Below are 21651 nucleotides of genomic sequence, written 5' to 3'. Positions count from 1 at the left end.
TGGGATGCATAAAAAATGTACAAAAGTGTCCCGATTGATTTGGAATGCACACCGGAGTGTTAGCGGATAAGACCGGGTGAAACGGCGGCGGGGACGGTAAGGGCGTGGAAATCTTCGGGGAAATCGGGCCGGTTTTTCTGGCACTTGCGGCGGTGGTCGGGGTGCTGGCGGGGTTCGTGAAAGGCGCCGTGGGCTTTGCCTTGCCGATGATTATGATCTCGGGGCTGGGCTCTTTCCTGCCGCCTGAGCTGGCGCTGGCGGCGCTGATCGTGCCGACGGTGGTGGCGAATATCTGGCAGTCGATGCGGGACGGGCTGGCGGCGGCGCTGGAGTCGGTCCGGAGGTTCTGGGTCTACACGGCGATTACGCTGGTCTTCATCGCGACGAGTGCGCAGCTGGTCCGGGTGATGCCGGGGTGGGTGTTCTACCTGATCCTCGGGGTTCCGGTGACGGCCTTTGCCCTGGCGCAGCTTCTGGGGTGGCGGCTGGTGATCCGGGCAGAGCACCGGCGGCGGGCGGAGGTGATGATCGCCTCGTTGGCGGGGTTCATCGGGGGGCTGTCGGGCGTGTGGGGGCCGCCGACGGTGGCCTACCTGACGGCGCTGGAGACGCCGAAGGCGGAGCAGATGCGGGTGCAGGGGGTGATCTATGGGGCGGGGTCGGTGGTGCTGCTGCTGTCGCACCTGAGGTCGGGGGTTCTGAACGGGCAGACCCTGCCGCTTTCGGTGGCGATGCTGGTGCCCTGCATGATCGGGCTGGTCATCGGGTATCTGGCGCATGACCGGATGGATCAGGAGCGGTTCCGGAGGATGACGCTGGCGGTGCTGGTGGTGGCGGGGCTGAACCTGGTGCGGCGGGGTCTGGCCGGGATCTAAAACGGGGCGTCCCCATGGGGACGGGGGGTCAAGTGATTGATTCCAGGCGTGTTAGCGCAAACGTCGGGTGAGGACGGGCGCCGGAACGCCCGCCCGGCTCAGACGTATCTCACCTGATCCGACGCGACCAGATCGAGGATGTCCTGCGGGATCTTCAGGCCCTTCTGCAGCTCGGCGTCGAGGGTGTTCTCCAGTTCCGTCACATGCGGCAGCATGGCGATCACCTCGTCGATCCGCGCAAAGGGCACCACGACAACGCCGTCGCGGTCGGCGACGATCATGTCTCCGGTCTCGACCGGCTGGCCGGCCACCGTGACCGGGAAACCGACACGGCCCGGTCCCTTGCCGAAGGGCGATCCGGGGGTCAGCCCGGAACACCACGCGGGCAGGCCGACGGCTACGATCCCCGCATAGTCGCGCATCGGCCCGTCGGTGATGAAGCCGGCCGCGCCGCAGTTCTTCATCATCGCCGACACCCGGTCGCCCGCCGCGGCGACGCCCTGATAGCCGCCGAAGGACGACACGACCACGTCGCCCTCGCGGATCTCGGGCAGGGCGGCGAGCAGTGCCAAGATGTCACCCGGCCCCGTGTCGACCGTCAGGGCGGGTCCGGCGGCGCGGCAGTCGTAATCGCGCCCGTCGCCAAGGGCGCGGATGGTGGCCGGAAAGGCCCCGGCGCCGTACATCGCGTCGACGACGAAGCTGGTGGGCACGCCCTGAAAGGCGGCGATCTGCTCTGCCGTCGGCCGCCGGTTGGGGCGCCGGATGGTAAGCAGTGGCGGTTCTTCGATCATGTTAAGGTCCTCCCGCCGGGGAGGTAAGCAGGAAAGCCGGTCGGCGTCCATCGCCTCAGGACATCGGCACCATTTCGCAGGTGACGGGGGGCAGCACGTCGGCATCGACGACGGTGAAGGCGACCTCGTAGATCGTGCGGCCCTCGGACTGCGCCTTCATGGTCCAGACGCCCTCGACCAGTTCGTAATCCTCGTCGAAGGAATAGCCGAGATATTCCAGCTCGGTGCTGTCGAGTTCCGTGACCCAGGTCTGGTGGGTGACGCCCTGCGGACCCATCGGTGGGTGGGTGACCTCGACCGTGACGAGGCCGTCGTAATCGGGCAGCGGCCGGACATGGACGCCGAAGCCAAGCCCCATCTGCGCCGGGACGAGAGAGCCGCGGCGCAGGAAGTCGGGGCGGCCCTCGACGAAATTTACGGTGCCGGAAATGGTGTCGGCGGCGGGCCCCTGATCGACGGGCTGGAGAGCGCAAAAATAGCCGTAGTCCAGTTCCGCAGCACCGGTTGATACGGCACCGGCATGGAGTGCGCCGGGCAAGGTGAGGAGGAGGGCGGCGAGCAGGGTGCGGGCGGTCATGGGGGGAGTTTAGGCGGGGATTCGGGTGACGGGAAGGGGTGGGTTGGTGGGCGGTAAAACTGTTGAGCGAAGCCAGGAGTGTTCGGGCTGCGGTGGCTGAGCCAGTGCGACCCTTGGTGCTTGGTGTGGTTGGATAGGCGGCGATTTGGGGGTGCTACGGATATTTGCGCAGAGCTCAGAACGTTCTTTGCGGTGTTAAGCTGGATCAAGGCTCATTTGCTGCTCTGATGCCATTTTATCGAGCATGTCTAGCAATTTGAACTTTTGATAGGCATATTCGTGCCAAGCAAAAATAGAAAGTGATAGGCATGACCGCACTCAGCAGCATAGCGATGAGCGCATATACCGATCTTGTGCGGCTTTTGAAGGACGACGCAGTGTCCGGCGTAGCCGGTAAACCAACCCTGAAGCAGCGTGGCGAAAAGGCTTACTGGTACGCTGCGCGCCGCGTCGGATCTGACATGCGGTTTTCCTATATCGGCGAAGACAGCGATGAAACGCGCGCGCGTATCGGCCGCATCGAGGAACTTATTGAGACAGCGAAGGAGCGGCGGGCGGAGCGGTCGCGGCTGGTCCGCCTGCTCCGGGCGGAAGGCATGACGCCGACCGATCGGGCGACCGGTTCCATCCTGTCAGCCATGGCGGATGCGGGGACGTTTCGGCTGGGTGGTACCATCGTCGGTACGAATGCCTTTCGCCTGTACGAGGGAGAGCTTGGCATCCGTCTGCCCCTGGGCGGAATGGCAAACACGGGCGACATCGACATCGCCCAGTTCGAGAAACTCAGCGTCGCGCTGGCGGATCAGGTTGACACGGGACTGGCCGAGACGTTCACGGCTTTGAAATTCGCCCCATTGCCCGGGATCGATCCGGCCCGGACGTGGCGCTGGGCGCAGGGGGGTAGTGGCCAGCTGGTCGAATTTCTCACGCCCGCCTTCGGCGAAGAAACCATCCGCGACCTGCCCGCACTCGGCGTCAGTGCGCAGGCACTGAACTACCTCAATTTCCTGATCGCCGAACCGATCCACGCAGCGGCCATCTATCGATCAGGTGTTCTGGTGCAGGTACCGCGCCCGGAGAGGTACGCAATCCACAAACTGATCATCGCTGATCGGCGGCGTGACGGCGCCGGTAACCTGAAAGCGTCGAAGGACCGGGAGCAGGCGGCGTTTCTGATTGAGGCGATGGCAGAAGACCGGCCCGATGACCTGTCTCAAGCCTACGACACCGCAATGGACGTGGGCCCACGCTGGCGCGGACACATTGCGAATTCGCTGAAGCGGATGCCAGACACGATGGAAATTCTGAACGGTCTTTAGCGGCGAGTGCGTTGGCGATGATCGGTACAGTCAGACCGATAGCGGCCAAACAGCTTTCGTCAAACGGCAACTCCATCGCCGCGCTGCAGCCCGTCGATGCGTGGCTCTGTGCTGGAAGCATCTGCTCAAACAGATCAAATGCAGCCGGATGAGGCCGCAGGAGGTCGAGCTGTGAGCGGCAATGCCGACATCACCTATCCTGCCGTGTTTGCGAGCTCAGTCAGTGTCTGACATTCGGGCGGACGAAGCGGATCCAGGTGCCGTCAGGGTGTTCGCGGCGCTCGAACTCGTAGGGCGCATCGTCCCAGCAGGCGATGTCGTCCGACAGGTTGTCGAGGACCAGAGTTCCATGATCGGATTCCAGCAACAGCACGGCATGAGCAAAGTATTGCTCCCTATGGTGCACGATAGCCAGCGTCAGGGCCGCCGATGGAAACCCCGCTTCGACAAGCCGCTGCCGTTTCTCGAGCGCCATGTCTTCGCAGTCGCCGTAACCGCCTGCCTTATGCAGGGTCCAGATCTCTTCCAGGCCGTAACATTCCATGTCCGGCCGCAGAATGATTTCGTTGTTCACGGCCCGATTGACGGTAGCCACCTGTTGCAGCCTGTCAGGATCGAGCCCGATGGATGCCGGACCCTGCATAAGGCAGGCCCGCGGTGTCGCTTCGCAGAATACCTGGTATTGTGTGGGGCGGCTTTCCGTTCGCCGGATGTCCAGGGCGAGACTGGTGCACGCAATGGTCTCTGCCCCGCTTTGGACTGGAAGGGACAGAACACCCAGCGCAATGGCTAACACCGGAACAATCGTACGACACATGATGCAGGATAGCATATCCATGCATGCATGAGCGTTCTAACTACCTGGAGCCCGGTTCGGGCGGATGGCACAGCCAGGCGCGGTCCGGATCAGGATGCGATCCGGACCTGCTGATGCAGGATCGGCCTTAGCCGATCGCGACGGCCTTCACGTCCTCGTGGATATACGCCTCGTACTGGGCGAAGTTCTCGGCGAACATGCCGGCGAGCTTTTCCGCCTGGGCGTCGTAGGCCTCGGGGTCGTCCCAGGTGCGGCGCGGGTCCAGCAGGATCGCGGCGACGCCGGGGACGGAGACCGGCACGTCGAAGCCGAAGTTCAGGTCCTTGCGGAACTGCGAGTCGGCGAGCGAGCCGTCGAGCGCGGCGGTCAGCAGGGCGCGGGTGGCCTTGATCGGCATCCGCGAGCCGGTGCCGTAGGCGCCGCCGGTCCAGCCGGTGTTCACCAGCCAGCAGGTGGCGCCGTGCTTGGCAATCTTCTCGCGCAGGAGCGACCCGTAGACTTCGGGGCGGCGCGGCATGAACGGGGCGCCGAAGCAGGTGGAGAAGGTCGGTTCGGGCTCTGTCACGCCCTTTTCGGTGCCGGCGACCTTGGAGGTGAAGCCGGAGAGGAAGTGGTATTCCGCCTGTGCGGGCGACAGCCGCGCGATGGGGGGCAGGACGCCGAAGGCATCGCAGGTCAGCATGATGATGCTTTTCGGATGCCCGCCGAGCGAGGTGTGCGACGCGTTGGAGATGTAGTGCAGCGGGTAGGCGCAGCGCATGTTCGCGGTCAGCGAGTCGTCGTCGAAGTCGAGATCCAGCGTCTCGTCGTCGAAGACCATGTTCTCGATCACGGTGCTGAACATCGAGGTGGTGCCGTAGATCTCCGGCTCCGCCTCGGCGGACAGGTTGATCGTCTTGGCGTAGCAGCCGCCCTCGAAGTTGAAGGTGCCGCGCGGCGACCAGCCATGCTCGTCATCGCCGATCAGGATGCGGTGCGGGTCGGCGGAGAGCGTCGTCTTGCCGGTGCCGGACAGGCCGAAGAAGATCGCGGTGTCGACCGGGTTGCCCTCGGCATGGTTGGCGGAGCAGTGCATCGGCATCACGCCCTTGTCGGGCAGGATGTAGTTCAGCAGTGTGAAGACGGACTTCTTGTTTTCGCCCGCATACTCGGTGCCGCCGACGAGGATAAGCTTTTTCTCGAAATTCAGCGCGATGACGGTTTCGGAGCGGCAGCCGTGCTTTTCCGGATCCGCCAGGAAGCTGGGGCAGTTGATGATGGTGAATTCCGGCGTGTAATCGTCCAACTCATCGCGCGACGGACGGCGCAGCATGTGCCGGATGAACAGGTTGTGCCAGGCAAGTTCGTTGATGACGCGGACGTCCAGCCGGTATTGCGGGTCGGCGCCGCCGTAGAGGTCCTGCACGAAATAGTCGCGGCCCTTCATGTGCGCGACCATGTCGGCGTGAAGCTGGTCGAAAGCCGCGGGGTCCATCGGCAGGTTGTTTTCCCACCAGATCGTGTCTTCGACCGATGGCGTGCGGACGACGAACTTGTCCTTGGGTGAGCGGCCGGTGTGCTTGCCGGTATCCACCAGCAGGGTGCCGCCCTGGCCGAGTTTGCCTTCTTTCCGTTTCAGCGCCTCTTCGATCAGGGCCGGTTCCAGAAGGTTGTAATAGACATGGCCGAGCTCCGTTATGCCCTGGTCCTGCAAACGTTGCTTGGGATTAACCCGTCCGGTTTCCATGCACTTGTCTCCCTCGCCGGGTGATGCGGCGTCTGATTGGCTGACAACGATGGCACAAATTGCGCCACTCCCGGGCACCGCCACCGGACCCGCAAAGGGCCTATAACATGCCTGTTTTGACAGTGAACAGGACGCATCCGCACAGTTAGCGCAACCATCCGCGGGTTAGCGCAATCATCCGTCGCGTTGGCGGATCAATGCCGGTGAGTGAGACATATTAGCAATTGATTACGAATTTTCGTGGTCGGATCATGGTTATCTGCCAACTGATTCGCACTTATTTGTTGATTTGCAACCACTGACTGAGGACTATGCGGAAAACGGCAGATAATTAGATTAGAGCAGCAGAGGAACCTCTCATGTCGAGGATTGCACTGGTAGACGACGACAGGAATATCCTGACGTCCGTTTCCATGACTCTCGAGGCCGAAGGTTTCGAGGTGGAGACTTATAACGACGGACAGGCCGCATTGGAGGCATTCAACAAACGAATGCCCGACATGGCCGTCTTCGATATCAAGATGCCGCGTATGGACGGCATGGACCTGCTGCAGAGGGTCCGGCAGAAGACTTCGATGCCGGTGATCTTCCTGACCTCGAAAGACGACGAGATCGACGAGGTGCTGGGTCTGCGCATGGGCGCAGACGACTATGTCAAGAAGCCATTCAGCCAGCGGCTGCTGGTCGAACGCATCCGCGCGCTGCTGCGCCGGCAGGAAGCGATCGAAACCGGCGAGAAGGGCGATACCGAAGCCAACAAGGTCATGCAGCGCGGCAACCTGACCATGGATCCGCTGCGCCACGCGGTGACCTGGAAGGGCCAGGACGTTTCGCTGACCGTTACCGAGTTCCTGCTGCTGCAGGCGCTGGCCCAGCGGCCCGGCTTCGTCAAGTCGCGCGATCAGCTGATGGACGTAGCCTATGACGACCAGGTCTATGTCGACGACCGGACCATCGACAGCCACATCAAGCGCCTGCGCAAGAAGATGCGGACCGTCGACAACGAGTTCTCGGCAATCGAGACCCTGTATGGGATCGGGTACCGCTATAACGAAGAATAATGCGCGACACGTCGGGATTTGACGTGCAGGATTCGACGCCGGCCCGGGATAACGACCTGAACGATCTGGTTCTTGGCGAGGACTGGGTTCAGCCGCAATCCGATCTGAGCGCCGACGTGCGCGAGCGCCGCAACAGGCGATCGTTCATCTCGATGAACCGGTCGCCGCTTGCGCGGAAGATCATCACGTTCAACCTGCTGGCGATGCTGATGCTTGTCGCTGGCGTGCTGTATCTGAACCCGGTCCGAGACAACCTGGTTCTGCAGCGCGAGATCGGCCTGGTGACGGAAGCGCACCTGATTGCCGACGTGTTCGAGGATGGCCTGCCAGACGGACCCACTGCAGGACCGCCGGATTTCGACGCCGAAGCGACATTGCAGGGCCTGCGGCTGCCGCCGGGGGTCGAGGCTTATGTCTTCGATGCCGATGGCGATCTGCTGGGCAGCTCGGTCGGGCAGTTGCGCGATGCGGTCGACGGTCTGCCCGAAATGGACACCGACCACGGTTCTACCATCCTGACCGACTCCCTCAGCAAGGGGTGGGAGGCGCTGTCTGTCCTGATCAACGGCAAGGATGCGTCGATCTCTGACGTCGATATCGAGGAGACGCTGCAGCATCTGGTCGACGGTGCGGTCGCCGGCGAGACCATGGTGGAAAGCGACGTCTATCGCGACGGCGGCACGATCTTTTCCGTCGCGACGCCGATCAAGCAGGGCGACGAGACGGTGGGTGTCGTCGCGATTTCCAGCGCCGCGGGCGAGATCGACGAACTGGTGCGGTCCGAACGCGAACAGGTGCTGCAGATGTTCGTGATCGCAATTCTCGTGTCCATCGGCCTCAGCCTTGTGCTGGCATCCACCATCGCCAACCCGCTGTCCGACCTGGCCGCCGCGGCGGAGATCGGGAAGGACCGGAATTCGAAGAAACGCAGCCCGGCGCGGATCCGCATCCCGGATCTGAGCGGACGCCCGGACGAGATCGGGCGGCTTTCGGCCGCCCTGCGCGGCATGGTCGGCGCGCTGTATGAGCGTATCGATGCGAACGAGCAGTTCGCGGCGGATGTGGCGCACGAGATCAAGAACCCGCTGGCATCGCTGCGGTCCGCCATCGGGACGCTTCGCGTGGCGAAACGCGAGGATCAGCGCGAGCGGCTGCTGGAGGTGATCGAGCACGACGTACGGCGGCTCGACCGGCTGGTCAGCGACATCTCCAACGCCTCGCGGCTGGACAGCGAGCTGGTCAAGGAAGACGAGGAGCAGTTCGATCTGCTGCTGATGCTGCGCAACCTGACCGACTATCTGGGCAACGAGGCGCGCGAGAAGGGCATCGAGTTCATCACCGACATGCCGTCGGAACCGATCGAGATCCAGGGGCTGGAAGCGCGGCTTGCGCAGGTCTTCGTCAACCTGATCTCCAACGCGATTTCGTTTTGCGACGAGGGCGACGCGATCCGGGTCTGGGTGCGGCGCCGCGACAACCGGGTTCTGATCGTGGTCGAGGATACCGGGCCCGGTATCCCGGAATCGGCTCTGACCAAGATCTTCAACCGGTTCTATTCCGAACGCCCCGCCGGCCAGTTCGGCAACAACTCCGGCCTCGGCCTGGCGATCTCGAAGCAGATCGTCGAGGCGCATTCCGGGGTTGTCTGGGCAGAGAACATCCGGCCCACCGATGCCGATGTCACCTCGGACCCGCTGGGCGCGCGGTTCGTGGTCGGCCTGCCGGTCTAGTGCGGTGCACGGCGCGCCGACAGCCGCGCCGCCTGACCCGATGCGGCTGAGTGCGGCGCCATGCTGATCCATGCAAGCACGGTGGCGATAGAAGGCCGCGCGGTGCTGATCCGGGGGGCGTCCGGATCCGGTAAGTCGGCGCTGGCCCTGCAGCTGATCGCGCTGGGCGCGGGGCTGGTGGCGGATGACCAGACGGAACTGACTCTGGTCGAGGGCTGGCCGGTGGCGTCCTGCCCGCCGGCGATCCGTGGCCGGATCGAGGCGCGGGGTGTCGGCATACTCGCGGTCGAGGCGGCGGCGCCGGCGCGGGTGGCGCTGGTGGTCGACATGGACGTGGCGGAAGCCGAGAGACTGCCGCCCGAACGCCACACACGGATTCTGGGATGCACGATCCCCTTGCTTCACAAGGTGGAGAGCGTTCATTTCGCCTCAGCGATATTCGTATATCTGAAAGCCGGATCGGCGACGATATGAACGACATCCAGAGCATATCCCAGACGCACCGGCTGGTGCTGGTGACCGGGCCTTCGGGCGCCGGGCGGTCGACCGCGATCAACGTGCTGGAGGATCTGGGTTACGAGGCCATCGACAACATGCCGATGCGGCTGTTGCCGCGCCTGCTGGACGGGCTGCCGGTGGGCCGGCCAATGGCGCTGGGGCTTGACGTGCGGAACCGGGATTTCAGCGTCGACGGGCTGATGGAGCTGGTGCGCGAGTATGGCAGCGGGCCGGGGCCGCGGGCGGAGCTTCTGTTCCTGGACTGCCGCGCCGACGTGCTGGCGCGGCGCTATTCCGAGACGCGGCGGCGGCACCCGCTGGCGCCATCGGATTCCCCGATGGCCGGGATCGAGCGGGAAGTGCGGCTGCTGGAGCCGGTGCGCAACCAGGCGGATTTCCTGATCGACACCTCGGAGCTGACCGTGCACGAGCTGCGCGACGAACTGCAGCGCTGGTTCGATCCGGACCCGGACGCGCGGCTGGCGATTTCGGTGCAGAGCTTTTCCTACAAGCGCGGCGTGCCGAAAGGGGCCGACAACGTATTCGACTGCCGGTTCCTGAGAAACCCGCACTGGAAGCCCGACCTGCGACCGCTGGACGGGCGCGACGCCGCGGTCGCCGAATACATTGAGAGCGATCCGCTGTTCGAGGAATACTTCGACCGCGTTACCGGTCTGGTTGAAATGTTGCTTCCCGCCTATCGCGATGAGGGTAAGTCGCATCTGACCATCGCGTTCGGGTGTACCGGGGGGCAACACCGCTCTGTCACTTTGACCGAAAAGCTCGCCAAGACCCTTGCAAAGCAGGGGTGGCAGGTTTCTAAACGACACAGGGAACTGGAACGGCGCGCCCATTCCGTGCCGCCGCCCTCCACGGGGTTATCTTGACGTGATCGGCATCGTTATTGTCGCACATGGCGGTCTTGCCCGCGAGTACCTAAGTGCCGTCGAACACGTTGTGGGGCGGCAGAACGGAATCCGCGCGATCTCCATCGAGCCCGATCATGACCGCAGCCTGAAACAGACCGAGATCTGCGCCGCCGCCGACAGTGTCGACAGTGGTGACGGCGTGGTCGTCGTCACCGACATGTTCGGCGGGTCGCCGAGCAACCTGTCCCTGCGCGCCTGCACACCGCAAGACCGGAAAATCCTGTACGGTGCGAATCTGCCGATGCTGATCAAGCTGGCGAAATCCCGCCATCTGAAGATCGGCGAGGCCGTCGAAGGTGCGCTGAAGGCGGGGCGGAAATATATCGACAGCTACGATGTTGCGTGAGATAGCTGTCCTTCATGAGCGCTGCGACGAAACGAACCTTGCTGATCGTGAACGAAAAGGGCCTGCACGCCCGCGCCTCGGCAAAACTGGTGGAAGTCGTCGAGGAACATGACGCCCGCGCAACCGTCTGGAAAGACGGGATGAGCGCGTCAGGCGACAGCATCATGGGGCTTTTGATGTTGGCAGCCTCGAAAGGAACCTCTATTGAGATCGAGACCAGCGGGGCGGACGCCGAAAGGCTCGCTGATGCGCTGGAAGCCCTTGTTGCCGACCGGTTCGGCGAAGAGATGTAATCCGGACCCCCGGGGAGACAGTTTGACTTGTCGGACACAACCCCACAAAGGCAGGCGCTGATGCGCGCGCGGCGTGAGCGGGCCGCGGGAGGAGCCAAGCGGGGGCTGGATCCGGCGAAGCCGCCGGGTGCCCAGGGCTACGACCGCCGCCGCCTGACCTACGCCAACACTTTCGACAGCCCGATGAAGGCGTTCTCTATCCGGGCGCTCGAATGGGTAACGGGCAAGATCACGATCATCCGCATGCTGCGCGAGTTCCAGCGCCGCGGTCCGCATACCCGCGAGGATTTCTGGGGCGATGCGCTGGACGTGATGCGGATCGAGCTGCAGACGCCGCCGGACGAGATCGCGCGGATCCCCGCCACCGGCCCGCTGGTGGTGGTGGCGAACCATCCGCACGGGCTGGTCGACGGGATGGTGATGGCGCATCTGATCAGCCGCGCCCGCACCGACTACAAGGTACTGGTCCGCGCCTTCCTTACCGGCATCGACGAAATGGCCGCGAGCTTCCTGATATCTGTGCCGTTCCCGCATGACGAGGACGCCCAGAGCAAGGGCATCGAGATGCGGGCAGAAGCCATGCAGCACCTGGCCGAGGGCGGCGCGATCACGCTGTTCCCGTCGGGGGTCGTCGCGCATTCGCAGACCATGTTCGGCCCCGTTGTCGAGGAAGACTGGAACGTCTTTACCGCGAAGATGATCCGCCGTTCCGGCGCGACGATCCTGCCGGTCTACTTCCCGGGTTCGAACTCGCGCAAGTACCAGATCGCCAACCAGCTTTCGGCGACGGTGCGGCAGGGATTGCTGCTGCACGAGATCGTCGCCGCCTGCAAGAAGCCACAGCGGCCGGTCATCGGCGAGCCGATCCGGCCAGAGGACTGGGAAGAGCCGATCAAGGACCCGCGCGCCTACATGGCCTGGCTGCGCGAGCACACGCTATCGCTGAAGGAACGGGCCTAGATCGACAACGCTCTGGCGGAGGTCAGCAGGGCGCTGCCGCGCATTCCTGTTCCGGCATGCGGAAAGGCGACGGCTCTGCCGGGCTGCTGGGCGGCGTTCAGATCAGAAATTCAGCTTCTGGCTCACCAAAGCGGATGCGCGCTTCGGTTCCGCCATCACCTTCGCCTGTGCTGACAGCCTCCGGCACGCCACTCAAGAAGAATAGCCGCATCCCCGCAGGCGGGGCCCCTCGGCGACTCTTCTTGATCGCCGCACCGGCGCCTGTCCGCTTGGTCTCAGGCGACGGCGGTTCCGAAGCGGATCGGTCCTGGCGGGATCAGCGGGTCGGGACGGGGGTATCGCCGCGGTAATCGTAGAAGCCGCGCTGCGTCTTGCGGCCGAGCCAGCCGGCCTCGACATATTTCACCAGCAGCGGGCAGGGCCGGTACTTGGTGTCGGCAAGACCGTCATGCAGCACGTTCATGATCGCGAGGCAGGTGTCGAGCCCGATGAAATCGGCCAGTTCCAGCGGACCCATCGGATGGTTGGCGCCCAGCCGCATCGACTGGTCGATGGACTGCACCGAACCGACGCCCTCGTAGAGTGTATAGACCGCCTCGTTGATCATCGGGATCAGGATGCGGTTGACGATGAAGGCCGGGAAATCCTCGGCCGAGGCGGCGGTCTTTCCGATGGATTCGACGACGGCGAGACAGGCCTTGTAGGTCGGTTCGTCGGTGGCGATGCCGCGGATCAGTTCGACGAGCTGCATCACCGGGACCGGGTTCATGAAGTGGAAGCCCATGAACTTTTCGGGCCGGTCGGTGCGGCTGGCGAGCCGGGTGATCGAGATCGAGGATGTGTTCGAGGTCAGGATCGTGTGCGGCTGCAGGTGCGGCACCAGATCCTCGAAGATCGCCTGTTTCACCGTCTCGCGTTCCGTCGCGGCCTCGATCACCAGATCGGTCTTGCCGAGATCGGTGAGGGTCAGCGTGGTGCCGATGCGGGCGAGGCTGGCCTTCTTGTCTTCTTCGGATATCTTTTCGCGAGAAACCTGCCGGTCGAGGTTCTTGGTGACCTGCGCCAGCGCGTGGGACAAAGCTTCTTCGCTGATGTCGTTGAGGAGCACCTCGTAGCCCGCGAGCGCCATCACATGGGCGATGCCGTTGCCCATCTGGCCTGCGCCGACGACGCCGATTCTCTTGATCTCCATGCGCTGCCCCTTCGGTTTTCGCGCGCGACCATAGGCCCCGCCCTGCTGCGGTTGCAAGGGCGAATGGTGGCGACAATTCGCGACAAATGCGGGGTTTAGGTGCTTGGCAAGGTGTTTGTGCGAATCTGCACTTCGGGTGGTCAGATACGCGAGCGGGTGGAATGAATTTCTCGACTCTGGAAAAGACGGAACTGGACTATTTCCAGTGCCGGTACGGTAACTCCAAACAGCTGTTCCGCGGGCCGCGGCGCCGGCTGGAGGGCGAATACATTGCCTTTCTGGGCGGTACCGAGACCTATGGAAAGTTCATAGTCGCGCCCTATCCGGCGCTGGTCGAGGTGGAGACCGGAATCCGCTCGGTGAACCTGGGCTGCATCAACGCGGGGATCGACGCCTATGCCAACGACAAGGCGCTGACCGATATCTGCAGCAAGGCGCGCGTGACGGTGATCCAGGCGATGGGCGCGCATAACATGTCGAACCGGTTCTATGCCGTGCATCCGCGGCGCAACGACCGGTTCCTTCGTGCCTCGCCGCTGCTGGAAAAGATCTATCCGGAGGTGGATTTCACCGAGTTCAGTTTCACCCGGCACCTGCTGCATCGCCTGGCGGAGATCTCGCCGGAAAAATTCAACATGCTGGAACGGGAGCTGAAGGAAGCCTGGACCGCGCGGATGCGGCTGCTTCTGTCGCAGATCGAGGGGAAGGTGGCGCTGCTGTACCTGTCGGATCACGCGCCGGCGGCGGAGGCGGACCACGATCCTGACGCCACCGACCCGCTTTTCGTGGATCGCGCGATGCTGGACGAGATGAAGGGCGCCGTGGCGCGGGTGGTCGAGGTTGTCGCCGATCCGGGCGAGCGGGTGCAGGGGCTGGACGAGATGGTGTTCCACGAGGCCGAGCAGGCCGCGGCCGAGGAAATGCTGGGGCCGGTGGTGCACCGGCGCATCGCCGAGGCGCTGGCGCCGGTGCTGAAGACCCTGGCCTGAGACGCCGTCAGTTGGTGGCGGCAGTCGGGCAGGTTTCCTTGAGATAGGCGGCAAAGGCTGCAGCGACGTCTTCGGGTGCCATGTCGCCGTCCTTGCGGACCTTGAAGGTCATTTTCGACCGGGCGCCGGAATCGTCGAGGTATTCCTGCAGGAAGGCACGCGGGTCCTGAAGGTAGGAGATCAGGTGTTCCTCGTCCCAGACCAGCCCGGCCTCGCCCGCGGCGACGAGATCCTTGCCATAGCGGAAATCCGGGTAGGTGCCGGCGGCGCGGCCGAAGGCGCAGTAAAGGTTCGGGCCGGTCTTTGACCGCTTGCCGGCGATCGTGTTGCCGTCGTCATCGACGATCACGTGGCAGGTGGCGCACTGGCGGAATTCGTCGGCGGCATAGGCGGCCGCTTCGGACAGATCCTGTGCGGCGGCCGGCAGGGCCAGTGTGGCGGCGGTCAGGCTGGTGATGGCTAGGCGTTTCATGGGCTCCCCTCGCATTTCGCTATCGGGCTCTTGCGGGCGCGGTCGGGGGCGTTGCTGATCGGGCCGCCCGGCGCCGGCAGAGCGGAACATGGTCAACTCGCGCGCGGGGCCAGTTTGTCTTTTTGGGCTGCGGTTGCAACCGGTTCCGCGACCGATGGGGCGTACCTGCGTCGATTTATCCGGGGCTGGCGCGGGCGCGCGGGATGGCCTATCTGCCGGCGCATGCAGGAGATGATCCCGGCCTGGGTCAACGGCGAACTGGTTCCGGCGGAAAAGGTGGCGGCGCACCGCGAGGGTCTGCGCCACAAGGCGGTGTCGGTCTTCGTGGTGGCGGATGGCAGAACATTGATTCAGCGGCGGAGCCTGGAGAAGTACCATACGCCGGGGCTGTGGGCGAATACGTGCTGCACGCATCCGCGTTGGGGCGAGGCGGATGCGGATTGCGCGGTGCGGCGGCTTGAGCAGGAACTTGGGATTACAGGACTGCGGCCGGAGTACCGGGGCGAGGTGCGGTATCGCGCCGATGTCGGCAACGGGATGGTCGAGGACGAAGTGGTGCAGGTCTATCTATGCGCCGCCGGGCCGGACCTTCAGGTGGTGCCGAAACCGCAGGAAGTGATGGAAACCCGGTGGGTTGGTCTGCCCGAGCTTGAAGCGGAGATTGCCGCCGAACCGGAACGGTTCACACCCTGGCTGCGCATATATCTGGCTGAGCATTCGGGCCAGATTCTGGGAAATATGTGATCCTCTGATTCCCCCGGTCGAAAATTCCTCGGGGAACGCCACTAATCCGGGTGACACCGGCGGCAGGGATGGCTCATCGCGGCTGGACACTGAAAAGCACGCGGCGCCGGGCAGGAAAAAGTCCGCCGAAACCGGCGGACTTGATCAGTGCATACCTTGGACACGGTCCTTACGGGCCGCGCGCCCCACTCAGAGCTTTTCGATGAGTTCCGGCACGGCGGTGAAGAGGTCTGCGACGAGGCCGTAATCGGCGACCTGGAAGATCGGCGCTTCCTCGTCCTTGTTGATCGCGACGATCACCTTCGAGTCCTTCATCCCCGCGAGGTGCTGGATCGCGCCGGAGATGCCGACGGCGACGTAGAGCTCGGGGGCGACCACCTTGCCGGTCTGGCCGACCTGCCAGTCGTTCGGGGCGTAGCCGGAGTCGACCGCCGCCCGCGACGCGCCGACGGCGGCGCCGAGCTTGTCGGCCAGCTTCTCGATCAGTGCGAAGTCCTCTTCCGAGCCCACGCCACGGCCGCCGGAGACGACGATGCCCGCCGAGGTCAGCTCGGGGCGGTCGCTCTCGGCGACCTTGTCCTCGACCCATTCACTGAGGCCCGGGTTGTCGGCGGCGGAGATCGTCTCCACCGGTGCGGCGCCCTGTTCGCCCGCCGCCTCGAAGGTCGAGGTGCGGATCGTCACCACCTTCTTCGGATCCGAGGACTTCACCGTCTGGATCGCGTTGCCCGCGTAGATCGGGCGTTCGAAGGTGTCGGCATCGATCACGCCGGAGACATCCGACAGGATCATCACGTCGAGCAGCGCCGCGACGCGCGGCATCACGTTCTTCGCATCGGTCGTGGCGGGCGCGACGATGTGGTCGTAATCGCCGGCCAGCGACACGATCAGCGCGGCGGTGGATTCGGCGAGGCGGTGGCCCAGCGAGGCATCCTCGGCGACCAGAACCTTGGCCACGCCGTCGATCTTGGCGGCGGCTTCACCTGCGGCGGCGGCATGGGCACCGGCGCAGAGCACGGTGACATCGCCCAGAGTCTTTGCCGCAGTCACGGCCTTGGCGGTGGCGTCCAGCGACAGTTCGCCGTTGTTGACTTCGCCCAGAAGAAGAACAGCCATCAGAGAACCCCCGCTTCGTCTTTCAGTTTCGCGATCAGCTCTTCGACCGAGCCGACCATGACCCCGGCCTTGCGTGCCGCCGGTTCCTCTGTCTTCACGATCTCCAGCCGCGGCGCGACGTCGACGCCGTAATCGGCGGGCGTCTTTTCATCGAGCGGCTTCTTCTTGGCCTTCATGATGTTCGGCAGCGAGGCATAGCGCGGCTCGTTCAGGCGCAGGTCTACGGTGACGATGGCAGGCATCTTCACCTTGATCGTCTGCAGACCGCCGTCGACCTCGCGGGTGACATTGGCGCTGTCGCCTTCGATCTCGACCTTCGAGGCGAAAGTGGCCTGAGACCAGCCAAGGAGCGCCGAGAGCATCTGGCCGGTGGCGTTCATGTCGTTGTCGATTGCCTGCTTGCCGGCGAGGACCAGACCCGGCTGTTCCTCGTCGATGATGCCCTTCAGGATCTTGGCGACCGCCAGCGGTTCGATGTCCTGATGCACGTCGTCGGCGGCCACAACGAGGATCGCCCGGTCGGCGCCCATCGCCAGAGCGGTCCTGAGCGTTTCCTGCGCCTGCTTGACGCCGATCGAAACCGCCACGACCTCTTCCGCCTTGCCCGCTTCCTTCAGACGGATCGCCTCTTCCACGGCGATCTCGTCGAACGGGTTCATCGACATTTTCACATTGGCAAGATCAACCCCCGTCCCGTCCGCCTTCACGCGAACCTTCACGTTGTAGTCGATCACACGCTTGACCGGTACGAGTACCTTCATGGCGATCCTTTCGATGTCATCTGCGCCTCCCTAACCGCAGGCGCGGTTTCGATTTCCCGCCATGTGTTATCCGGTCCTAGAGCCGGGAAACAGGGCAAATCCGACCTGTTCCGGCGTTTGGACGCCGGGTTTCGCGGTGCTAGATCAGAAGGTGAGCGCTAACCGGGCGGCGCGGCTGCCCGGCGATTCGCCATCTGGAACAGGAGCATGCGGAATGACGGAGATGCGGCCGGAGCCGAGGATCATGGAGCTGCGCGAGCCGCGGCGGATCGCGGGGAGCGCGGTGGGATACGACGCGGAGAGCCGGCGCGAGATTCCGGCGCAATGGGAGATGCTGGACCCGGCGATGTACGGCGAGCCGTATCCGACCGACTGGTACGGCGTGTGCTACATGTTCGAGGAAGGTATGCGGTTTCACTATCTCGCCGGGGCGGAAGTGCCCGCGGATTGGGAATTGCCGGAGGGCATGGCAGAGGTGACACTGCCGCCGGGGCGCTATGCCGTGGTGGAGCATCGGGGGCATATCTCTGAGCTTGGCGAAACATGGGCATGGTTTTTCAGCGAGTGGGTCGACGAGCAATCGGGCTATTCACTGGGTCAGGGACCGCAGTTCGAGCTGTACGGGCGCGAGTTCGACCCGGAAACAGGCGAAGGCGGTCTGGAGATCTGGTTTCCGGTGGAACGGGTACCGTAGGCGCGGTGGTCTGGCGCACGGGTACGCGCCGGCGTGTTGGAGTTCATGACGGGAGGACAGGATGCAGAGGATCGAGGGATTTGGCGGGTTCTTCTTTCGGGCGAAGGACCCAGACGCACTGGCGAAGTGGTATCACGACCATCTCGGGATTTCGCCGGTGCCTACGGATGCGGGCACGCTGCCATGGATGGCGGAAGGCGGGCCGACCGTGTTCGCCCCGTTCAGGGCCGACACGGATTACTTTTCGGCCGACAAGTCGTTCATGCTGAATTTCCGGGTGCGCGACATGGACGCGATGCTGGCGCAGCTGCGCGGCGCGGGGATCGAAGTGACCAACGAGGCGGTGATGGAGGGGATCGGCAGGTTCGCCCATATCCACGACCCGGAAGGCACGCCGATCGAGCTGTGGGAGCCGGTTGCGGGCTAAGGGGCCATGGTCCCAGGTTTCGCCGCTGACTTGCGGATCAGCGGTTTGCGCTTCCAGTCGCCGAAGCCCATGGTTTCGCCGCCGATCTGACGATCAGCGATTCGCGCCTGGAACCCAAAGCACGTCGGCTTTGCCGTCGTCGTTGGCGATGCGGGCGGCGACGAAGAACCAGTCCGACAGGCGGTTGAGGTACTTGACCGCGGCGGGGTTCACCGGTTCCAGTCCGGCGAGTTCCACGGCGCCGCGTTCCGCCCGGCGGGCGACGGTGCGGCAGATGTGCAGATGCGCCGACAGGGCGGTGCCTGCTGGCAGGATGAAGCTGCGCAGCGGTTCCAGCCGCGTGTTCATCGCATCGATTTCCTGTTCCAGCCGCGTGACCTGTGCGTCGATGATGCGGAGCGGCGGGTATTCCGCCTCGGCATCCTTTTCCATGCCCGGGCGGCAGAGATCGGCGCCGAGGTCAAAGAGGTCGTTCTGGATGCGCGAGAGCTGTGCGTCGAGGTCTCCGTCCGCATGAAGCCGGGCGAGGCCCAGCGTCGCGTTCAACTCGTCCACGGTGCCATAGGCGGCGACGCGGGCGGAATGCTTGGGCACGCGGGTGCCGTCGCCCAGGGCGGTGTCGCCGCCGTCGCCGGTGCGGGTGTATATCTTGGACAGAACGACCATCAGTTCCCTCCCATCCGGCGCACCGCGACGAAGAGCAGGACCAGCAGCACCGCCACCGCCTGCGCCGCGATGCGGTAGCGCATGATGCGGTTGGCGTGTTTCTTGTGGAACGCTCCGCCCTTGGCGAAGCTGCCAATGCCGACCATCAGGATCACCAGAACCAGCAGCACCGCGATGACGATGACGACGAAGAGGGGATCCTGCCACATGGGTTCGGTCCTTTGTTGCCCGGCTTGGGGAGCATGTAGCCGGTGCGGCGGGAAAACCAAACCGGCATTTTGGCGCAGAGGCTTTAGCGGTTCGGCATGCCGAAGATCGAATCGAGCACGTCGAGGATGATGCGGTCGGCGGTGCCGCCGCGATCCGGCGTGGTCAGGGGGCCACTGCCGAAACCGCCGCCGCCGCGATTGCCAAAGCCGTTGTCGACGGTGTTGGGCGGCGGATTTCGCGGCGGGAAGGTGTTCGGGTCGATCATTGGCAGCGGCTTGGCCGGCAGGCCCTCGTGAACGCGGGTCATCACCTCGCCCCAGATTTCGGCGGGCAGGCCGCCGCCGGTGACGCCGGCCAGCGGCGTGTTGTCGTCATAGCCCATCCACACGCCGGCGACGTAATCGGCGGTGAAGCCCATGAACCAGGCATCTCGGGATGCCTGGGTGGTGCCGGTCTTGCCCGCCGCCTCGCGGCCGGGCTGTTTCGCGCGCCCGCCGGAGCCGTACTCGATGACCTTGGTCATCATGTAGACGAGCTGGCGCGCTGCGTCTTCGGAGATCACCCGCTCGCCCATGCCGCCGGCCTGGTCCATCAGCGGCGCGTCGTCACCCATCAGGCGGAGGTCGATGAGGCCGTAGGGTTTCACAGAGGAGCCGCCGTTCAGAATGCCGGCATAGGCGCCTGTCATTTCCAGGAGCGTGACCTCGGAAGTGCCGAGCGCCAGCGCCGGACCGACGGCGAGGTCCGAGACGATGCCGAAATCCTCTGCAACGTGGCGCACATTCTCGCGGCCAACGGCCTCGGACAGGCGCACTGTGGCGGTGTTGAGTGAACGCGCGAGCGCCTCGGTCAGGGTCACCTCGCCATAGAATTCGCGGGTGTAGTTACGCGGCGACCACGGGCCGGAGCCGGGGACGTTGATGGTCAACGGCCCGTCGAGAATGGTGTCGTCGTAACGGTAGCCGAGTTCCAGCGCGGTCGCGTAGACGAAGGGCTTGAAGGCCGAACCGGTCTGTCGCTTGGCCATGATGGCCCGGTTGAACTGACCGGCGATGCCCTTGAACTGACGTCCGCCGACCATGGCGCGGACGGCGCCATCGGCGGACATGATCACCACCGCCGCCTGGGCCTTGGAGCCTTCCTTGAGCTTGGCATCGAGAACGGCGTTCAGCCCGGATTCGGCCGCCTCCTGGATGCGCTGGTCGAAGGTGGTGCGGATGATCACGTCCTCGGTCGTCTCCCGGGTCAGGAATCCCGGGCCGGAATCCATGATCCAGTCTGCGAAATAGCCTCCGGCGCTGGCCTCTGCGGCCTGCGACAGCTCGGCCGGCGCGCCTTCGGCATGGGCGAACTCCTGATCGGTGAGATAGCCCTGCTCGTGCATCAGGCCCAGCACCACGTTCGCGCGGTTCTGCGCCCGCGCCAGATCGGCGGTCGGAGCGTAATAGGACGGTGCGGTCAGGAGCCCGGCGAGCATCGCCGCCTCGGGCGCGTTCACCTCGGCGGCGGATTTGCCGAAATAGCGTTGGGCGGCGGCCTCGAAGCCATAGGCGCCGGCGCCGAGATAGGCGCGGTTGAGATAGATCGAAAGGATTTCGTCCTTGGTGTATTTCGTCTCCATCGCGAAGGAGAACGGCATCTCCTGCAATTTGCGCCAGACCGTGGTGCGGCGGCAGTCGGCCTCGTAATCGGCCTGGGTCTTCCACACTTCCTTGTCGTAGGGCACGCCGAGGCAGAGCAGTTTCGCCACCTGCTGGGTGATGGTGGAGCCGCCGTGGCCCGAAAGCGGTCCGCGGCCCTCGCGCAGGTTGATCCGCATCGCCGAGGCGATGCCGCGCGGGCTGATCCCGAAATGGCGGTAGAAGCGTTTGTCCTCGGTGGCGACGACGGCGTTCTTCAGATGCGGCGAGACCGTGTCGGCGGTGATGTAGCCGCCGAACTGCTCGCCGCGCCAGGCAAAGACCTCGCCATTGCGGTCGAGCATGGTGACGGAGCCGCGCGACCGGCCGTCGAGCAGATCCTCGAGCGGCGGAAGCTGGGAATTGAAATAGTAGGTCGAGATCCCGAGGATCAGCACCACCGCGGCGGTTCCGGCCAGGAACAGCCGGAAGAACAGCCGGAAGAAAAACGCAAAGATCGCGCCGAAAAATCCCAGTATTCCGCGCCGACGCCGCGGCGCCGTGCGACGCCGGCCCCGGCGTCCGCCACTGGACTTGCCCCGCGCCTTTGAGGGCGACGGCTTTTTCGACGTCTTCGGCTTGCCGGACGCCTTGGGCCGTTTATCGGCTACAAGGGGCGGCCGCTTTGGTCCGTTCCCGCTCATGTAAGGGTCTGCTACTCGATGCCTTTGGTTTTGGTCAGGATAAACGCTGCGGGCGCGAATGTGGAGACAGGACCGTTTGAATGTGGCATCTTTTTGACCTGCACATTTTTTAATCAGAAACACCAAACTGTG

The 21651-nt window shown here is 64.3% G+C and carries 24 protein-coding genes; 13 read left to right on the top strand and 11 right to left on the bottom strand.

Going from position 1 to position 21651, the window contains the following annotated elements; genetic code table 11:
• Positions 1–104: 104 nt before the first annotated feature.
• Positions 105–875, top strand: a complete 771-nt coding sequence (locus HCO70_RS23110) for a TSUP family transporter (protein WP_172300265.1) — start codon at positions 105–107, stop codon at positions 873–875.
• Positions 876–973: 98 nt separating this feature from the next.
• On the opposite strand, the gene HCO70_RS23105 is transcribed toward HCO70_RS23110, so the two are convergent.
• On the bottom strand, positions 974–1669 hold the full coding sequence (locus HCO70_RS23105) for an RraA family protein (RefSeq protein WP_172300264.1): 696 nt from the start codon (positions 1667–1669) through the stop codon (positions 974–976).
• Between the two features lie 55 nt (positions 1670–1724).
• Positions 1725–2246, bottom strand: coding sequence for a DUF3859 domain-containing protein (locus tag HCO70_RS23100; RefSeq protein ID WP_172300263.1), 522 nt, complete (start codon positions 2244–2246; stop codon positions 1725–1727).
• A gap of 308 nt (positions 2247–2554) precedes the next feature.
• Here HCO70_RS23100 and HCO70_RS23095 point away from each other — a divergent pair, with 308 nt between their 5' ends.
• A complete protein-coding gene (locus tag HCO70_RS23095; RefSeq protein ID WP_172300262.1) occupies positions 2555–3565 on the top strand; it encodes a GSU2403 family nucleotidyltransferase fold protein in 1011 nt (336 codons plus the stop codon).
• Positions 3566–3785: 220 nt separating this feature from the next.
• Here HCO70_RS23095 and HCO70_RS23090 read toward each other — a convergent pair whose 3' ends face one another.
• Entirely contained in the window at positions 3786–4382 is a 597-nt protein-coding gene (locus HCO70_RS23090; protein ID WP_172300261.1) for a transglutaminase-like cysteine peptidase, read from the bottom strand.
• A gap of 127 nt (positions 4383–4509) precedes the next feature.
• On the bottom strand, positions 4510–6108 hold the full coding sequence (locus tag HCO70_RS23085) for a phosphoenolpyruvate carboxykinase (protein ID WP_172300260.1): 1599 nt from the start codon (positions 6106–6108) through the stop codon (positions 4510–4512).
• Positions 6109–6467: 359 nt separating this feature from the next.
• Here HCO70_RS23085 and HCO70_RS23080 point away from each other — a divergent pair, with 359 nt between their 5' ends.
• Genes HCO70_RS23080 through HCO70_RS23050 form a run of 7 tightly spaced genes read left to right on the top strand, consistent with a single transcriptional unit; the run spans position 6468 to position 11925 of the window.
• On the top strand, positions 6468–7169 hold the full coding sequence (locus HCO70_RS23080) for a response regulator transcription factor (protein WP_172300259.1): 702 nt from the start codon (positions 6468–6470) through the stop codon (positions 7167–7169).
• The gene (locus HCO70_RS23075; protein WP_172300258.1) at positions 7169–8899 is read left to right on the top strand and encodes a sensor histidine kinase; all 1731 of its coding nucleotides are present in this window, start codon (positions 7169–7171) and stop codon (positions 8897–8899) included. Before HCO70_RS23080 ends, HCO70_RS23075 begins: the two co-directional genes overlap by 1 nt.
• 60 nt (positions 8900–8959) lie before the next feature.
• Complete coding sequence (locus tag HCO70_RS23070; protein WP_172300257.1) at positions 8960–9373, top strand: HPr kinase/phosphorylase; 414 nt, start codon at positions 8960–8962, stop codon at positions 9371–9373.
• Positions 9370–10284, top strand: coding sequence for an RNase adapter RapZ (gene rapZ / locus HCO70_RS23065; protein WP_172300256.1), 915 nt, complete (start codon positions 9370–9372; stop codon positions 10282–10284). Before HCO70_RS23070 ends, rapZ begins: the two co-directional genes overlap by 4 nt.
• A 1-nt stretch (position 10285) precedes the next feature.
• Complete coding sequence (locus HCO70_RS23060; protein ID WP_172300255.1) at positions 10286–10672, top strand: PTS fructose transporter subunit IIA; 387 nt, start codon at positions 10286–10288, stop codon at positions 10670–10672.
• 14 nt (positions 10673–10686) lie between these two features.
• Entirely contained in the window at positions 10687–10965 is a 279-nt protein-coding gene (locus HCO70_RS23055; RefSeq protein WP_172300254.1) for an HPr family phosphocarrier protein, read from the top strand.
• A 60-nt stretch (positions 10966–11025) separates the two neighbouring features.
• The gene (locus tag HCO70_RS23050; protein WP_172300316.1) at positions 11026–11925 is read left to right on the top strand and encodes a lysophospholipid acyltransferase family protein; all 900 of its coding nucleotides are present in this window, start codon (positions 11026–11028) and stop codon (positions 11923–11925) included.
• 316 nt (positions 11926–12241) lie between these two features.
• Here HCO70_RS23050 and HCO70_RS23045 read toward each other — a convergent pair whose 3' ends face one another.
• The gene (locus tag HCO70_RS23045) at positions 12242–13117 is read right to left on the bottom strand and encodes a 3-hydroxybutyryl-CoA dehydrogenase (RefSeq protein WP_172300253.1); all 876 of its coding nucleotides are present in this window, start codon (positions 13115–13117) and stop codon (positions 12242–12244) included.
• A gap of 161 nt (positions 13118–13278) precedes the next feature.
• Between HCO70_RS23045 and HCO70_RS23040 the strand changes: the two genes are divergently transcribed.
• On the top strand, positions 13279–14106 hold the full coding sequence (locus HCO70_RS23040; RefSeq protein WP_172300252.1) for a DUF6473 family protein: 828 nt from the start codon (positions 13279–13281) through the stop codon (positions 14104–14106).
• A 7-nt stretch (positions 14107–14113) separates the two neighbouring features.
• On the opposite strand, the gene HCO70_RS23035 is transcribed toward HCO70_RS23040, so the two are convergent.
• Entirely contained in the window at positions 14114–14578 is a 465-nt protein-coding gene (locus tag HCO70_RS23035; protein ID WP_172300251.1) for a cytochrome c family protein, read from the bottom strand.
• 222 nt (positions 14579–14800) lie between these two features.
• Here HCO70_RS23035 and idi point away from each other — a divergent pair, with 222 nt between their 5' ends.
• Entirely contained in the window at positions 14801–15322 is a 522-nt protein-coding gene (gene idi / locus HCO70_RS23030; protein ID WP_172300250.1) for an isopentenyl-diphosphate Delta-isomerase, read from the top strand.
• Between the two features lie 189 nt (positions 15323–15511).
• Here the strand turns inward: idi and HCO70_RS23025 are convergent, their stop codons facing one another.
• Together HCO70_RS23025 and HCO70_RS23020 are read right to left on the bottom strand one after the other, a co-directional pair.
• Positions 15512–16438 (bottom strand): electron transfer flavoprotein subunit alpha/FixB family protein, encoded by a 927-nt coding sequence (locus HCO70_RS23025; protein WP_172300249.1) that lies wholly within the window; start codon positions 16436–16438, stop codon positions 15512–15514.
• On the bottom strand, positions 16438–17199 hold the full coding sequence (locus HCO70_RS23020; RefSeq protein WP_172300248.1) for an electron transfer flavoprotein subunit beta/FixA family protein: 762 nt from the start codon (positions 17197–17199) through the stop codon (positions 16438–16440). Before HCO70_RS23020 ends, HCO70_RS23025 begins: the two co-directional genes overlap by 1 nt.
• Positions 17200–17413: 214 nt before the next feature.
• Here HCO70_RS23020 and HCO70_RS23015 point away from each other — a divergent pair, with 214 nt between their 5' ends.
• Together HCO70_RS23015 and HCO70_RS23010 are read left to right on the top strand one after the other, a co-directional pair.
• Complete coding sequence (locus HCO70_RS23015) at positions 17414–17893, top strand: GyrI-like domain-containing protein (RefSeq protein WP_172300247.1); 480 nt, start codon at positions 17414–17416, stop codon at positions 17891–17893.
• Positions 17894–17954: 61 nt separating this feature from the next.
• On the top strand, positions 17955–18320 hold the full coding sequence (locus HCO70_RS23010; protein ID WP_172300246.1) for a VOC family protein: 366 nt from the start codon (positions 17955–17957) through the stop codon (positions 18318–18320).
• A gap of 93 nt (positions 18321–18413) precedes the next feature.
• Here HCO70_RS23010 and HCO70_RS23005 read toward each other — a convergent pair whose 3' ends face one another.
• The 3 genes from HCO70_RS23005 to HCO70_RS22995 form a co-directional block, all read right to left on the bottom strand.
• Entirely contained in the window at positions 18414–18986 is a 573-nt protein-coding gene (locus HCO70_RS23005) for a cob(I)yrinic acid a,c-diamide adenosyltransferase (RefSeq protein ID WP_172300245.1), read from the bottom strand.
• The gene (locus HCO70_RS23000) at positions 18986–19195 is read right to left on the bottom strand and encodes a twin transmembrane helix small protein (RefSeq protein WP_172300244.1); all 210 of its coding nucleotides are present in this window, start codon (positions 19193–19195) and stop codon (positions 18986–18988) included. Before HCO70_RS23000 ends, HCO70_RS23005 begins: the two co-directional genes overlap by 1 nt.
• An 83-nt stretch (positions 19196–19278) precedes the next feature.
• Positions 19279–21519, bottom strand: coding sequence for a transglycosylase domain-containing protein (locus HCO70_RS22995; RefSeq protein WP_172300243.1), 2241 nt, complete (start codon positions 21517–21519; stop codon positions 19279–19281).
• Positions 21520–21651: the final 132 nt, after the last annotated feature.

It is taken from the genome of Pseudoruegeria sp. HB172150, from assembly GCF_013184805.1.
Classification (GTDB): Bacteria; Pseudomonadota; Alphaproteobacteria; order Rhodobacterales; family Rhodobacteraceae; genus Psychromarinibacter.
This window is presented reverse-complemented; position numbering and strand designations above follow the sequence as displayed.